General features: G+C 57.2%; 11 protein-coding genes. 7 read left to right on the forward strand and 4 right to left on the reverse strand.

Annotated elements, in window-relative coordinates:
• Window positions 1-4: 4 nt before the first annotated feature.
• The 4 genes from ACGY09_RS05215 to ACGY09_RS05230 all read left to right on the forward strand — a co-directional run bounded on the left by ACGY09_RS05215 (window position 5) and on the right by ACGY09_RS05230 (window position 4,385).
• A complete protein-coding gene (locus tag ACGY09_RS05215) occupies window positions 5-1,225 on the forward strand; it encodes a RidA family protein (protein WP_397570738.1) in 1,221 nt (406 codons plus the stop codon).
• A gap of 330 nt (window positions 1,226-1,555) precedes the next feature.
• On the forward strand, window positions 1,556-2,668 hold the full coding sequence (locus ACGY09_RS05220) for a hypothetical protein (RefSeq protein ID WP_397570739.1): 1,113 nt from the start codon (window positions 1,556-1,558) through the stop codon (window positions 2,666-2,668).
• Between the two features lie 130 nt (window positions 2,669-2,798).
• Window positions 2,799-3,200 carry a hypothetical protein gene (locus ACGY09_RS05225; RefSeq protein WP_397570740.1) on the forward strand — a complete coding sequence of 134 codons (402 nt, stop codon included), beginning with the start codon at window positions 2,799-2,801 and terminating at the stop codon, window positions 3,198-3,200.
• 123 nt (window positions 3,201-3,323) lie between these two features.
• Window positions 3,324-4,385, forward strand: coding sequence for a hypothetical protein (locus ACGY09_RS05230; RefSeq protein ID WP_397570741.1), 1,062 nt, complete (start codon window positions 3,324-3,326; stop codon window positions 4,383-4,385).
• Between the two features lie 19 nt (window positions 4,386-4,404).
• Here the strand turns inward: ACGY09_RS05230 and ACGY09_RS05235 are convergent, their stop codons facing one another.
• Together ACGY09_RS05235 and ACGY09_RS05240 are read right to left on the reverse strand one after the other, a co-directional pair.
• Window positions 4,405-5,250 (reverse strand): SHOCT domain-containing protein, encoded by an 846-nt coding sequence (locus tag ACGY09_RS05235; RefSeq protein ID WP_397570742.1) that lies wholly within the window; start codon window positions 5,248-5,250, stop codon window positions 4,405-4,407.
• A 261-nt stretch (window positions 5,251-5,511) separates the two neighbouring features.
• A complete protein-coding gene (locus tag ACGY09_RS05240; protein WP_397570743.1) occupies window positions 5,512-8,055 on the reverse strand; it encodes a hypothetical protein in 2,544 nt (847 codons plus the stop codon).
• Window positions 8,056-8,239: 184 nt separating this feature from the next.
• On the opposite strand from ACGY09_RS05240, the gene ACGY09_RS05245 reads away from it, so the two are divergent.
• Together ACGY09_RS05245 and ACGY09_RS05250 are read left to right on the forward strand one after the other, a co-directional pair.
• Window positions 8,240-8,677 carry a bis(5'-nucleosyl)-tetraphosphatase gene (locus tag ACGY09_RS05245; protein WP_373651318.1) on the forward strand — a complete coding sequence of 146 codons (438 nt, stop codon included), beginning with the start codon at window positions 8,240-8,242 and terminating at the stop codon, window positions 8,675-8,677.
• Between the two features lie 155 nt (window positions 8,678-8,832).
• Window positions 8,833-9,840, forward strand: a complete 1,008-nt coding sequence (locus tag ACGY09_RS05250; protein WP_397570744.1) for a S1/P1 nuclease — start codon at window positions 8,833-8,835, stop codon at window positions 9,838-9,840.
• Between the two features lie 180 nt (window positions 9,841-10,020).
• Here ACGY09_RS05250 and ACGY09_RS05255 read toward each other — a convergent pair whose 3' ends face one another.
• Entirely contained in the window at window positions 10,021-10,521 is a 501-nt protein-coding gene (locus ACGY09_RS05255) for a universal stress protein (RefSeq protein WP_397570745.1), read from the reverse strand.
• 376 nt (window positions 10,522-10,897) lie between these two features.
• Complete coding sequence (locus ACGY09_RS05260) at window positions 10,898-12,484, reverse strand: glucose-6-phosphate isomerase (RefSeq protein WP_397570746.1); 1,587 nt, start codon at window positions 12,482-12,484, stop codon at window positions 10,898-10,900.
• Window positions 12,485-13,013: 529 nt separating this feature from the next.
• Between ACGY09_RS05260 and ACGY09_RS05265 the strand changes: the two genes are divergently transcribed.
• Window positions 13,014-15,044, forward strand: a complete 2,031-nt coding sequence (locus ACGY09_RS05265) for a fructose-bisphosphatase class III (RefSeq protein ID WP_397570747.1) — start codon at window positions 13,014-13,016, stop codon at window positions 15,042-15,044.
• The last annotated feature ends 20 nt before the right edge of the window (window positions 15,045-15,064 follow it).

Raw genomic sequence — 15,064 nt, forward strand, 5'->3', positions numbered from 1 at the left:
TTCCGTGGGCAAAGAATTCTACTCGTTTTCCGGCACCAGCAGCAGCAACGATACGCAGGCGGTGAAAGCGGGCAACCTGATCTTCGTGGGTGGCCAGATGTCGCTGAATGACCAGGGCGAGATCGTCGGGAACGATATCAAGACGCAGACACGGAATGCCTTCGAAGCAATGAAGAAAGCCCTGGCCCTGGCCGGGGCGACCATGGACGATGTCGTCAAACATAACATCTACTTCTTCTGCGAAGGTGATGACGCGACGGTGGCACAGTGCCTGGCCGATATTGACGAAGTCCGCATCCCTTACTTCAAAGACCCCGGCCCGACGACGACGGAAATCCGCGTGAACCTCGATCGCGAGGGGGCTTTGATTCTGGTCGACGCCTGGGCAGTGGTTGGTGCCGAGAAGGAACGACTGACGCCTGCGGGCCACTGGAACTGGGAAAAGAAACTGCCGTTTTCTCAGGGGTGGAAGGTCGGCGACATGATCTTTGTCAGCGGACAGCGTTCGCTCAACGACCGGGGAGAGATCCTGGGGGATGGCGATATCGAGATCCAGACAGACGAAGTTTTCCGCAATCTGGACACGATGCTCAGGCTGGCGGGAGGCGATCGGCACAGCCTGATGCGCCAGAACACCTACTTCCGCTTCTTTGGCGAGGGACGCCAGGTCACGGACTATTGGGAAAAGATGACAAACGTCCGACGGCGATACATGTCGGTCCCCTCGGCCGCCGGAGCCGGACTGCGGATCACTGGGTTTCCTCAGTCAAAGGAACTGATTCAGGTCGAAGGGATCGGCGTTCTGGGCGAAGAAAAACAGCGGCTGCAGCCAGATAACCACTGGGACTGGAGCATCCCCAATACACAATTCACACAGGGGTGGAAGATCGGGAATCTCGCCTTCATCGGTGGACAGATTTCGGCCGACAATCGGGCGAAGGCGGTCGGCAAGGATATGGCGACGCAAACTCGCAATGTCTTCCAGTTCATCCATAATGTGCTTGCAGAAGGGGGCCTGGACGAATCCGACGTTGCCAAGCTCTACATCTATTACTACGCCCCCGGCGACTGGGCTCAAGTGGAAGAGACTCGCAAAACCATCGCCGAGATCCAGAAGGAATTCTATCCCGAGCCTGGCCCTGCCGTGACAGCGATCCGCGTATCCGGTTTTGCATTCGAAGACCTGCTCATCGAAATCGAAGCCATGGCCGTCTGCCGGGATTGATGAAGATTCACTGCCGCTGCAATGCTCTGAAATCAGCGGCAAACCGATCAGACTCGGCGGGCCCGGTGCGACGATGAGTGTCACCGGGCCCGCGCCGCAGCTCTGTTTCGCTCGGCGAAACATTCGCCGTACGAAACGGAAACGACTTGTCGATCAAGATCGACCGGCGGGTCAACGGAATCACGCGGGTACGGCTTGATTGGGGTGCGCCCTTACGTTGACTTTGTCGGTTCAGTAAAACCCCGCCTGCAACACCGAACTTCGGCTTTACAGCACGTCCCCGCGTCTGGTTCGTGTATGACAGCGATCAGTCATTCAAGAAGTAGTCCCATGTCCGTCAAACCACTCGATCTCAGCAAACTGAAAGTGTTTCCACTGTCGGAGCGGCAGAGCCTGACCCGTGCCGATGAGATCCTGATTGACCCCGATTCCGAACCCCGACCCTGCCCTGAACGCCTGGTCCCCTTGATCAAGGACTGTGCCCAAAGCTTGCTCGCCGCACGCAAACGGGACGCGGCGGTGATGCTGATCTATGGAGCTCACCTGCTCCGGAACGGTACCGCAAAGATTCTGGAACGGATGATGGAACAGAAGTGGCTGACACATCTGGCCACGAACGGGGCGGGGACAATCCACGACTGGGAATATGCCTGGTTCGGTGCTTCGACCGAAAGCGTCGAGATGAACGTCGGGACCGGCACCTTTGGCACGTGGCACGAAACAGCGACCAACATTCATCTGGCCATCATGGCGGGAGCCCTGGACGGGTTGGGGTATGGACAGGCGCTCGGAAGACTGATCCATGAAGACGGGGTCACCCTGCCCACGGTTCAGGCACTGACGGATGCCATTGTTGCGTCACCGTCCGACCCGCTCACACCAGCCCGGGCGGACCTGCTGCAGGCGATTCAGCAGCAGGGGTGGGCCACAGGACGTGTGACTGTCGAACACCGCTGGAAGTACGCTTCGATTCTTGCTCAGGCTTACCGCCATGGGATCCCCGTGACGATCCACCCGGGAATCGGCTACGACATTATCTCGAATCACCCCGTCTTCAACGGAGCGGCGATTGGTCGCGGCGCAGAACGGGACTTCAAGCTGTTTGGGGGTTCGGTGGACCAACTGGACGGCGGCGTCGTACTGTCGGTAGGTTCCGCCATTATGGGCCCTCAGGTGTTTGAAAAGAGTCTCAGTTGCGTCAACAACCTGCGGCTGCAGTCGGGCAAATCCATTGTGACCGGACATCGGGTTTACGTGGTCGATCTTCAGGATGGCGGGGGCTGGGACTGGACTCAGGGCGAACCACCCAAGACGAATCCCGCGTATTACCTGAGGTTCTGCAAAAGCTATTCTCGAATGGGGGGAGCGATGCAGTACCTGCAGTGCGACAACGCTCTGTTCATACACCATCTCTACAAAGAGCTGCTGCAATTGAAGGCGTAGTGGTTGAGAAGAGCGGACGAAGCGACAGATTTCAGATTTTATTAAGAATCTGACCGTCAGTTCATGGAATTCAAAACAGTTCCTTCTTATGCTTCGTCCGTCACTTCACTACCCACTTCTCGGGGCACCTATGACTCTTCGTTTTTCGCAGCTTCGTATCTATTTTGCCGCTCTTTTTTCGCTCTCAATCGGATTCGTCAACTTCGCATCGGCAGCGGACACACGCATTCCCCTCGTCGGATGCCGTGGTCACTTTGCCGCATCAGGATCTGCTCGTTACGTCACCTTTCGTAACGAAGCCCGGCGACCCGATCAGGAGATCACCACAATCGAAGTCACGAACGTGCCACTCCCTCCCGGCACGGTACTCGCAGTGTTCGTGACGGGGACCCAGATTGGAACGATCAAACTCGACGGCAATCAATCCGGTTCCCTGGTGCTGAATTCGAAAAAGAAGGACGTGCCGCCGCCGATCGAAGCGGGCACCACTGTCAATATCCGCACACTGGATGGCAAACTGGTGATGTGGTGATCGGCGATTCTGGCGTGAATCCGCTTCAAAAGGAGCGAAAACAAGGGCAATACCCCTCTTGTCGCATTCGCCGCCCCGTGAGAGAATCCGCCAGGATTTGATTCACCCGGCAAGGATGCCTTTGTGAACTTCGGTAAACCTGCAGCGAAGTCAGACGGTGCTGAACTGCGCCGCTGGGACGAACGGACTGCACCAGAAATGTTCTGGTTGTCGATCCTTTCGTTGCTTCTGCTGGCAGGTGTGTTCCATTTCATCGATCATCCTGAACAGGTAGCGATCGTCTCGGGCTGCCTGCTTGGATTCGTCGGACTGTATCCGGCGTACTGGGTCGATTGTTACTGGGCCACACGCTTACAGAGTCGCGATCGGGGATATCACTGGGTCTATGCGCTGTTTCCGCCCTTGCGACTGGCGGCTCACGACCACGAAACCAATCAGCGAATCTGGCTTCCGTACTTAGGCTGGCAGCGCGTCGGGTACGAACTGGAGCGGAAGATACAGACCGCCCTGCGCATTCCCATGGTCATCATGGCGCTGCTGGTTCTGCCGCTGCTGCTCACCGAATACGTTTTCGCCCAGCGTGTTGCGGAAGATGAACTCTTCGCCGACTTGACGGCAGCGGCAAGCGGTCTAATCTGGTCGGCCTTCACTGCCGAATTCATCGTGATGGCGGCGATCTCTCGCAGTAAGCTGGATTACTGCAAAGAGCATTTCCTGGAAGTTCTGATCATCCTGCTGCCAATTTTCGGGTTCCTCGCCACAATGCAGCTGGGGCATCATCTCAGGCTCAACCAGGTCACCAAGGCCGCCAATCTGTATCGACTGCGCGGTGTCGCCCTTCGTACGTGGCAATCGGTGGTGACGTTCGAATGTATCGCACGTCTGTTCGGGGGCTCACCAGAACGGCGGATTGAGACGCTACGGATTCGGCTCGAGAAAAAGCAGGATGAAGTTCATTATCTCGAACAAGAGATTCGCCGGATCGAGTCGCTCAGCCGGCGGTTCCGATTGCACACGCAGCAAGTGGTTCCCGAAGTCCCCGCAAATCCGCCAGCGGTCGTTCAAGGCCTGGCCTTGATCATGGAAGAAGAGGTCCTCAGCACGGACGCCGGACCTCCAACAGACAACGCTCCGCAACAGCTCGCACCCCCTGCGGAAAGTTCAGGTGACACGAAAGCAGCCTGAGGTTCAGGTAGGGCCGGGTTCAGAGCCGCGCCAACAGTTCCGCCTTCTTCGTAGTGAATTCTTCCGGGGTCAGAATCCCACTCTCTTTCAAGGCCGCCAGCTTTTCAATCGCTTGATAGATGTCCGTCGGTGCACCGGAACCTGGCGCGAGCGCTTCATTCGTCCCCGCATTCGATCGTGTCGTTGCCTCCGAGGCTCCGACCGTCTGACCGTTGCGTGAAATGACGGGAAGCGTCGCCAGATTCACTTTGCCGTATTGACTCGTGAACGAAATCGACGGGTCTCCCCCTTGCTGTTGTGCAAAGCCGCCGATCTGATGGTCCTGCGTGTCGTACACCCAAACTTCGCCTCCCGCGTCAACGGCCAGTCGTCGCGGGTTCGCAAAGTAGGCGTAGCGCATCTGGTTTTGGCTTCCGGAAGCGGTCGGCGACCCCAATTCCGCTGGCCACCAGTTCGAGGAGGGATCTGCCCGGAACAAGCGGGAGTCACCCGGAACAGCGTGATCCGCAGGTGACGTATTCGCGGATTGCGACTGGTGGGACTGGTGGTCACCACTCGACTGCGATTGATGCTGAAAGCTGCCGCTTCCGACTAAGCCTGGTTCATTGGTGAGCAGATTCGAGATATCAACGCACAACGCATCGACGCGGCCTTTCAGTCCGTTGTTGAACAGATCGCCGATCATGATCATCCCGCCGCGCATCCACTGGCCCGAGCCCCCGAACTCAGAATGGCTGAACTGAGCCATCGAGCCGTTTCCATTCCGCAGCGCCAGCAACATTTCTGTCACGGCATCCGGGCTGAATCCATGGCGGTCCGATAATTCTTGGACAGTCCGCTGACCTTCGGGAGTGAGTTGCGTCATGGCTCAATCTTCCTCACTGGAGATCACAGATCCTCTGGCAACGCTGGACGACGTATCACCGTCACCCGCGTGATGCCACGGCCGCACGATCGAGTCGGCGAAAGCTGCGCCGATCGAAGAAATCGTAGCAATCGACACGCCGCAATTCCAAAATTTCCTGACCGCGTTGCTGGGATCGCGCCCCCCTGACGAAACGCTGCGGGCCTGTGGTGCGTGATCGACGATTTCCTGGGACCGCGAGATTCCGCGGCCAGCTGACGATCACGGCAGGCCATTAATTTTGCGGATCACCCATTCGGTTGTGAGCAGGCTGAAGACGATGATCAGCCAGGGCCAGCGGTCCCAGAGTGTGATTTCTTCATACTGTGACGTCGTCTCCTCGGCTTTGCGGAACATCGACGGCAGTTTGTGGACTTCATCCGGCAGAAACAAACGACCACCACTTGCCTCTGCGATTTGAGCAAGGAGAATCTGATTGTTGCTCACGTCACTCATCTCCAGACTCTCCTTCTGATCGACGAAGATCGTCGTCTGAATCGGCTTTTGCCCCAGAATCCCCCCATCGGTCGCGAGCTTGACTCGGTATTCTCCCGCTGCCAGTGAAGCGATCTGCCCTTCGTGCTGAAGAGGTTGTTTCGACGCTGGCTTCAGTTCAACCACACTGGTCGGTTTATCGTCGCGATCGTCTGGCCGGAAGAACTCAGCCCGGGCCTGGAGTTGTGGATGCTTCAACAAAAACTCCCTCGTCCACAGGGCACGAACCACAGCGGGCTGCCCCATCTCGACGTTTGCTTTTTCTGTCCCGAATCGAACGAAATCCGTTCCTGATGACATCTTGTTGGTGGCCGCCCACCGCGCCAGTTGCCCCCAGAAACGATGGTGGAATTGATCACCAACGCGGTACCTCCAGCGCCACGTCCCGTCGATGCCCAGCCAGACCACCTGACCCGCGCCGACAAACTGATGAATCATGATCCCGAACTTGCGGTCGGTGTTCAGTCCATCGATCCGACCGGCGGGGACCTGGGTGGTCGCCCAGACCGTCGCTCCGGGTCTGGCTTCCCCCAGGATGGCCCACATCTGGCCGGGCAAACCCTTCCAAATACCGATGTTGTCCCCCAGATCGGGGGCAAACTGCAGCATCGACTGCTGCTCGCCATCCGCCGTTAGCTGCAGAGGAAGGCCACGATTGCGCGGAGAGGCTTCTTGAGTCGCATCGGCAAGACTGATTGCAGCCGGATGCAAAATGGGGAGCAACTGTTCCAACGCGGTCGAGCGATGCGACAAAGGCATATTGCGTTGTCCCGCCGACAGGATGACGGTTCCCCCTTCGACGGCAAATTTCAGCAGCAGGTTCCAGGTAGCCTCAGAGAATTGCTCGGGCGAAACATCGCCGACGATGACCAGATCACAATCGGCAAAGGACGACGCCTCAAGATTCTGGGGATCGTCCGGCAGGATGAGTTGACTCGGAAAAAACGGTTCCGGAAGGACCCCCAGATAGGGCTGAGAAAACAGAATCTGACGCAGATCGACCCGTTCGTCCCGTTCCAGCGCCGTGCTCAGGTACCGGAACTCCCAGCGAGGCTCACCCTCGATGATCAGTACTTTCGCCCGGTCGTCGACGACGTTCAGTTTGAAACTGCGACTGTTATTGTCGTCTCTCGTTTCGTCGTCGAGCACCGGTGTTCGAACGATATAACCGTGGCGTCCCAGTTGCTCGGCATCGAGATCGAATTCGGCGATGACAGGCCCCGAATTCCCGGTCACGGTCTGTTTGATCGGAACAGCGTCGGGATCGTCTTCCGAGACCAGTTCAAGCTCGATCAACTTCCCTTCAAAGCCGGTCGTCGACACCGTGACGCGTAGCCGGGGGTGGTCACCTTTATAGACCACTTGCGGGTGTTCCAGAAAAATGATCGCGACATCCCTGGGACGGTAGCTCGACCCCAGCAAGACAGGATAGACGGGTGTGCCGGCGGATTTCAGGGACGACGCAACGGAAGTCAGATTCCGGTGGGCGTGGTCGCGGCCATCTGTCAGCAGGATCACTCCTGAGACGGTTCCCTGCCCCTGGGCGCTTCGCTGCATCCCGACCGAGAGGTCCGTCGCTTGTGGTTCGAGTTGAGCAAAGGGAAGTTCGAGGTCTTTGTCCAGCAATCTCCGTTCGAGGGATTCGGCGTTTCCGGCGAAGGCGAACAATTCGACGTGCCCCAGTTTTTCCAGTTCATCAAGGACCGGCTTCCGGGTTGAAACGAGCAGCCGCCGGGCAATCTCGATGCGGGAAAGCTTATCGATTTCGGCAAAGATTCCCCGTAAGTGGTCACGCCGGGATTTCGCGAGCGCTGCACGGCGTTCTTCATCGTCGGTTTCCTCCTCGTCAACCCAGTCAGGCTGCTGGCCCGAGTCAAAAGCGGCCTGCCAGCGTTCGATCCGTGCTTCGTTTCTGGAGTTCCCCACCATTTCCAGCCCCCGAGCGACTCGCAGCTTTTCCCCTTGCGTCGCATGGAGGTCGATCGTGGTCATACTTTCAGAAAGGTCGATTCCGACCAGGATCCGGTTCGTTTCTGTCTTCTCAAGCGTCCAACTGATTGTCGGCTGTAACAGGGTGAGAAAGATCACGACAAAGACGGCGAGCCTGAGACTGAGCAGACACATTCCGAGTGGCCGTGATAACAGCCGTCGCTCATAGCGAGACAGGGCCACCACCAGCAGCAGACCGACTGCCAACACCGTCAGATGGACCAGCAGCAATGTGGTCGGATGCGTGCCATGAAACACAAGTTGACGGGTGGGAGGTGACATGGCGCTGCATCGGTTGAACGTATTGCAAGCAGTGAATTGGGCTTCTAAGATGCCGGTCCTTATACCATGTCCGTTTTGAAAAGTGCCAATCGCAGACAGGACCGTTCGGTAAAGTTAGCGCCATGGTGTCTCGCCAACTGCTGTTGTTTACACTGAAAATCCTGTTCTGCAGGGGATAGACCTCATGCTTCAAGTGAAATCATGCGGCGTGATTGTCTTCCGTCGTATGCCCGAGTTGTCGTTTTTGCTCATGAAACACCCACATCGATATGATCTTCCCAAAGGTCATACCGAAGAGGGTGAAACCGAACTGCAAACGGCACTGCGCGAAATGTGGGAAGAGACCGGCATCCCTCAGGAGGCTGTCAAAATTGACCCGGAATTCCGCTACGAAGAGAAGTACTATCCCGTCGAACCCCGATTCGGCCACGAGCGTGTCGAGAAGACGTTGGTCATTTTCCTGGGTTGGATTTCCGAAAATTTTCCCATCTCAGTCACCGAACATGCCGGGCACGAATGGAAGCGGTGGCATCCGCCGCACGACGTGCAGCGATTCACCATCAATCCCCTGCTGGAAGCGATCCTGCGACATTTCATGACGCATCCCCTTCCCAACGACTAAGTCCGGTTAGAGCTTCCGTTCACCATGCCAGGCCGGATATGAAAAGTCATCTTTGCCCGCGGACAGCTTCGCACAGGCTTCGGAGGGGCTCCATCCTGATCACTCCAGGGGAATGCATCCGGCGTCCGAGTTCCCGGCAACCAGTCGTCATTCTCATGCTCGCATTTCTCCTCCTGCTGAGCGGAAGCAGTGAGGGACGTGCCTGGAATGATGCGGGCCACATGACGATCGCCCGCATCGCCTGGGACGAGTTAACCCCGACCGAACAGGCGTCTGTTGTCGCCATTCTCAATGAGCATCCGCATCGTGAACGACTGCTGCTAAAGGGGAAACCTTCATCGGTCTCAGAGCAGGAATGGATTTTTCTCAAGGCATCGGTCTGGCCCGATTACGTTCGACCCCCGAAGTCATCCACCCGTGAGGATCATTCCCGGCACCCGATCTATAAGTACCACCGCAGTACGTGGCACTATGTCAATTTCGCGTATACGGCGGGGCAGAAGGGTGAACGACTTCCTGAGCATCATCTGTCGGACGAGTCAAACATCCTCAATGAACTCGATCAGACGATGAAGGTTCTCGTGGATGGACGTCGGGACCCGCAGCGAGTTCCCAAAGTCACTGACGCACAAAATCGAGCAATCCGAATGGCCTGGCTGATGCACCTCATCGGCGACCTGCACCAGCCGATGCACGTCGTCGCACTGGTCGATCGCAAGTTGTTTCCCGACTCGCCCCATCACGATCAGGGTGGTAACCGGCTGGCGGTTCGGAAGGACGCTGAGTCGCCCCCCAAGAACCTGCATCGAATCTGGGATGAAATGTTCTCGGACGACTCCCGCTTTGATCAGATCCGGCAACAGGCAGAAAGAATTGCCCGCGATCCGGCTCTCAAGCAGGCAACCGCGTCTGATCTGACCACGCACCTCACGTTTCGCGACTGGGCGGGCGAAAGTTATCGTGTCGCCAAAACTTCGGCTTATCTCGATGGAAAACTGCCGCTTGTGCTTCTGGATCCTTCCGCAGTCAAACCCCTGTCAGACGCCGACGTTCCCCTTTTCCCGCCCGAGGGACTCCAGCGAGCCCGGCGCAGTGCGCAGGAACGGATCCTGTTGGCCGGCCGTCGCCTCGCTGTAAAACTCAGGGAAGTGATTCACCGATAATCGCGCCTCTCGTTCCTCGCACGACTCGGCGGCAGAATCCGACAGTCCTTGTGATCCGATCAAGAATCACCCGGGTAAGAATGTACTCACCCGGGATTTCGGAAGTCATCGGCCCGTCATCGTCAGACGAGGCCCCGATTCCGCGACTGTCGCAGAGAAAACGTCTGAGGCATTCGCCGATCAGGATGGCAGCTTCGACGCACGCTCTTCAGGCGACTCGATCACGAACTGATGTCCGGTCGGATGGACGGTCAGCACCGGGCAGCTTGAGGTGCGAACCAGTTTCTCGGCAACGGAACCGATCAGCATGCGTGCCAGCCCGGAGTGGCCGTGCGTCCCGACGACGATCAGGTCAATTTCGTGCTCTTTGACATAGCCGAGAATCTCATCGACGGCGAGGCCCATGACGGCTTTGTACACCACGGTATGATCTTTCGCCCATTCCGGGTCCAGCTCTTTCACCAGATGCTGCTGAGCGGCATCCACCTGTAATTGCATCTCTTTTTCCGGCACGACCCAGGGGAATGAGGCATCAGGGTACGGAATCACGAGGGGAACGACATGCAGCAGATGAAGCTCAGCACCGAAGCGGTCAGCGAGTGACATCGCGTAGAGCTGGGCTTCTTTGGCGGGAGCACTAAAGTCCGTGGGGAACAAAATTCGACGAATCGCGATCTTCATGGTGTAAATCCCTCTTGTCTGTCCGACGTCGTTGCGTGATGTCTTCGTCCGCTTCACACCAGCCTGACGGGTCAATCACCCTGCACTCCGTGATCCTACCATCGGAACCAATCCATTTGCGACTCGCAAGGGGACTTTGGGCGAAACTCAATCTTGTCTGTGCGGGCGCTTGATGAGAAGTTCAGCCAATGCGGGCGACGGGCAACTGTTCGCCCCTTGCCCGCAACAACTTCCCTCGAAACGGACATCTGCGACCTGACGAACGGCATCAGGCCACTGCTTTGAGGAGCAGTGGCCTGACAAGAAACCAACTTCATTCGCGGGACACCGGTCCTGCTGTCTGTGACCCGAGCAGGGCGACTTTGTTGCCGGTTCGCTAAGAGACTGCTCGGAACTTGGCCAGATTAGGAGTGTCGCCGGTGGTCTGGACCACTCCCCGGCTGGGGTTGGCAGCCAGATGTTGCAGGATTTTGAAGACCCATTCGACCTCATCAGGCTGCTCGATTCCCGCAGCAATCTGTTCGGCCGTTTGAGGTTCGCTCAGTCCCTTCAGATGACCAAGAACCAGAGATTGAAGCTCGAGCACAACCGCTGCGGCTTTCTTGCCTGCTTCGACGCCGGGCTGATGGTACGCGTTGACGTTGATCAGTTCTGCATACAGTCCCACGGCGCGTTCGTAGAGTGCGATCAGGGCACCGACGCTGCGGCCATTCACTTCGTCGATCGTAATTGTGATCGTATCGCGCCGGTTATCTCCCAGCGCTTCGCGTGTTCCGAGATAAAGGCCATGCAGATAGTCGCCCGTGGTAATTCCGGGCTCAACTTCCAGTGACGGATCTTCCCGATCTTTCAGGACCTGAATGAACGTCACGAAGAAGTTCGCGATCCCGTCTCGAAGTTGCTGAACATAGGCGTGCTGGTCGGTGGAGCCTTTATTACCATAAACGGCGAGTCCCTGATGGACGACTTTTCCCTGCCGATCAAGCTCTTTCCCAAGCGACTCCATCACGAGTTGCTGCAGATACCGGCTGAATAACGAAAGTCGATCCTTATACGGCAGAATCACCATGTCCTTCGCACCCTGGCCGTTGCCAATGTGAAACCAGATTAAGGCGAGCAGTCCGGCCGGGTTCTTCCAGGGGTCCGTGATGCGCGTCAGACGGTCCATGGCCGCCGCACCCGCCAGCAGGTCTTCCACCGCAATCCCCTGCAGAGCTGCAGGAAGCAGCCCCACCGCCGAGAGAACCGAAGTGCGACCACCGACCCAATCCCACATCGGAAATGTCTTGAGCCAGTTTTCGCTCGTGGCGGTCTGGTGCAGCTTGCTTCCGTCCTGGGTAATCGCCACGGCATGTTCGGCAAAGTTGAGTCCGGCCGCCTGATATGCCTTCTGGACTTCCAGCATTCCGTTTCGTGTCTCGGGCGTTCCCCCGGACTTGGAGATGACCAGCACCAGTGTACTTCCGAGCTGGCCGTCGAGTTCTCCCAGAACTTGATCGATTCCGTCAGGATCGGTGTTATCGATGAAAAACGGAAGAATCTCGTCAAGCGGTGAGCCCAAAGCCTGAGCCACGAATTGAGGGCCCAGTGCCGAGCCACCGATTCCGATCACCAGCAGGAACTGGAACTGGCCTTCCGCCCCCTGGACGACCCCTTCATGAATCTCTTTCGCAAACTCGATAATGCGACCCTGGGTCTGGCGGATGTCCGCCGCAATTTCGGCTGATGGGGCAAGTTCTGGAGCCCGCAGCCAGTAATGACCCACCATCCGGTTCTCATCGGTATTCGCAATCGCACCCCGTTCGAGAGTTTCCATCGCACCGATCGCCGCCTCGACTCGCGGAAGTAACGATGCCAGGTCTGCCTCATTAAACCGAACACGACTGATATCGAGCGAAAATCCGAGCTGCCGGTCAGAAACCAGATACTGGCAATAGCGAAACCATGTCGAGTTAGCAGACATCGGATGCAACTCCTTGTTAGTTTTTCATGTTCGTTTCAACGAGCGGTAGAATACTGCACTCCCCACCGCATTCAACTATGTCCGCAACTTCGGTGTCGCGTTCGACTTCAAATGTCAGACAGGTTGCAGCAGCATCTCACCACGGCGATTCCCGAATCGCCACAACATTGTCTTTGACACGATCGCCGTTCACCGCAGCCGTTGCGAGCCTCACCGCCGCTGCAACTTACATTCCCAGCCGGAGAAAACGGTTGAATTGTGGTCCGCATTTGCCCACCTCAGTTCCTGCAGATTCAATTTTCGCGATTGGGCCGTATCGCAGCTCGATCAGCTTGATGCGGCTGGAAATTGCAGCACAGTTCGCATGTACGGAATTCGGACTTTCCCAGGGAGTGGACACCAGTTTGGGCGGAATTCGGCCCACTTCTTCGTAGGGATGAGCTTCAGATTGGGTCGCTAGCTCGGTACGCTGATGCAGCGAACGGCTCATGTACGAGTCGAAGGAATTCTACAGACGGAAATGTGATCGATGAACGTTGACGGCAGTCCAATCACGATGTCGGGTACAGGTCATGAATCACATCCCTGCGAGCGCGGGAACTGCGAGGAACGGCCTCGACGATATGAACTGACGCTGCTCCGCGCTCTCGCCACGCAGTTTCCCAACATCGATTCCGCCCTGGCGGAAATCGCTCGCCTTTCGGCCGTTCTGACCCTTCCCAAAGGGACAGTCCATGTGATCAGTGACATCCATGGTGAACATAAAAAGCTGCGTCACGTCATCAATAACGCTTCGGGAACACTTCGCCCTCTCGTTGAACGACTCTTCAAGGACCGGATGGATCCCAAGGAGTTCACCGAATTTCTGACACTCATCTTCTATCCCGCTGAAGTCACGGCTCAGTTGGAAAAGAAACTGACCGACCCGGACGCGCTGAGATGTTTTGCCCGGAAGACACTACGTCACCAGTTTGAACTGGTCCGCGTACTGGCATCCAATTACAGCCTCAAGCGCGCCACCCAGGTCTTCCCGCAGGAATACGCGAACCTGTTCGCCGAAATGCTGCATGAACCGAGCAACGGACGGGGACAGGAATTCGTCGATGCCGTGGTGGACGAAATGCACCGCCGCGGACGAGCGCTTCATCTCATTCACATTACAGGTCGGCTGATCCGGAACCTGGCCATTTACGAGTTGATCATTGCGGGGGACTGCTGGGACCGGGGACCGCGGGGGGACCGCGTTGTCGATTACCTGCGAGACCAGCCGAACGTCTCGTTCGTCTGGGGGAACCACGACGTTGCATGGCTCGGCGCGGGACTGGGGCATGAAGCACTGATCGCCCACGTACTGCGGGTCTCACTGCGGTACCGTCGGCTCGGTCAGCTCGACGAAGGCTACAGTATCCCACTCACACCGCTGGAACACTTGGCGCGAACCGTCTATGGAGATGACCCTGCTGCCCATTTCATGCCCAAATCGAGCGGAATGCGTTCGGATCTGATCGTCGCACGGATGCAGAAAGCGGCTGCGATCATGCAGTTCAAGCTGGAGGGCCAGATGTTCGCCCGCAATCCCGAATGGGAGCTGGACCATCGTCGCCTGCTGCACCACATCAACCAGGCCGAGGGGACAGTGACCGTCGATGGGGTGAAATATGCCCTTCGCGACAACCTGTTTCCCACACTTGATCCGGAACACCCTTACGAATTGACGCCGCAGGAAGAACTCTGCATGGCGAGGCTGAAGTACAGTTTTGTGAACAGCCAGACCCTGAACGAGCAACTTCGGTATCTCGTCAGCCATGGGGCCATGTACCTGCGGCGCGACGAGCATCTGATTTTCCATGGCTGCGTCCCCTGTACCTCCGAAGGTGAATTCCTGCCGATGCCGGTCGACGGCAAATTGTTGAGTGGTCGAGCATTGTTCGACTCACTGGAACGAGTCATCGCATGGGCGATGGAGCAGCGACAGCAGCGTCACCTGGACGTGCTGTGGTACCTGTGGAGCGGTCCTCGCTCTCCTCTGTTCGGAAAAGACCGTATCGCGACGTTCGAACGGGACTTCATCGCCGACAAGACGCCCCACCACGAAAACAAAGATCCCTACTTCAACCTCGTCGACGAGCCCTGGTTCTGTGAAAAGGTGCTGACGGAATTCGGCGTGAACTGCAAACAGGGATTGATCGTCAACGGGCACGTCCCGGTCAAAATTGATGCCGCTGAATCACCACTGAAGAAAAGTGGCAAGGCCATTACAATCGATGGAGCGTTCTCCGAAGCCTACGGAGATCATGGCTACACACTGGTACTCGGACCGGAAAAGACGCTTCTTGCCAAACACCACCATTTTGAATCGGTCGAATCAGCGGTTCGCGACGGAATTGACATCGTTCCCAGTGTTTCAGTGATCCGCGAATGGGATCGTCCCCGCCGCATGTCTGACACCGAGCGCGGCGAACAGTTTCGTTGTGATATCGAGATGCTTGAGCGTTTGATCGAACTCTATCGAAACAATGAGCTGGCACAGGATGAATGGCGTCCCAAGTTGCGTTCCTGACGGCGCCGGAATTGATGGGA

This window comes from Schlesneria sphaerica (assembly GCF_044336245.1).
Classification (GTDB): Bacteria; Planctomycetota; Planctomycetia; order Planctomycetales; family Planctomycetaceae; genus Schlesneria; species Schlesneria sphaerica.

Bases quoted from the DNA above. Each gene is read 5' to 3' on its own strand.
- ACGY09_RS05250 (WP_397570744.1), top strand. From the start codon at position 8,833: ATGCTCGCATTTCTCCTCCTGCTGAGCGGAAGCAGTGAGGGACGTGCC.
- ACGY09_RS05220 (WP_397570739.1), top strand. From the start codon at position 1,556: ATGTCCGTCAAACCACTCGATCTCAGCAAACTGAAAGTGTTTCCACTG.
- ACGY09_RS05255 (WP_397570745.1), bottom strand. From the start codon at position 10,521: ATGAAGATCGCGATTCGTCGAATTTTGTTCCCCACGGACTTTAGTGCT.
- ACGY09_RS05245 (WP_373651318.1), top strand. From the start codon at position 8,240: ATGCTTCAAGTGAAATCATGCGGCGTGATTGTCTTCCGTCGTATGCCC.
- ACGY09_RS05235 (WP_397570742.1), bottom strand. From the start codon at position 5,250: ATGACGCAACTCACTCCCGAAGGTCAGCGGACTGTCCAAGAATTATCG.
- ACGY09_RS05240 (WP_397570743.1), bottom strand. From the start codon at position 8,055: ATGTCACCTCCCACCCGTCAACTTGTGTTTCATGGCACGCATCCGACC.
- ACGY09_RS05265 (WP_397570747.1), top strand. From the start codon at position 13,014: ATGAACGTTGACGGCAGTCCAATCACGATGTCGGGTACAGGTCATGAA.
- ACGY09_RS05260 (WP_397570746.1), bottom strand. From the start codon at position 12,484: ATGTCTGCTAACTCGACATGGTTTCGCTATTGCCAGTATCTGGTTTCT.
- ACGY09_RS05225 (WP_397570740.1), top strand. From the start codon at position 2,799: ATGACTCTTCGTTTTTCGCAGCTTCGTATCTATTTTGCCGCTCTTTTT.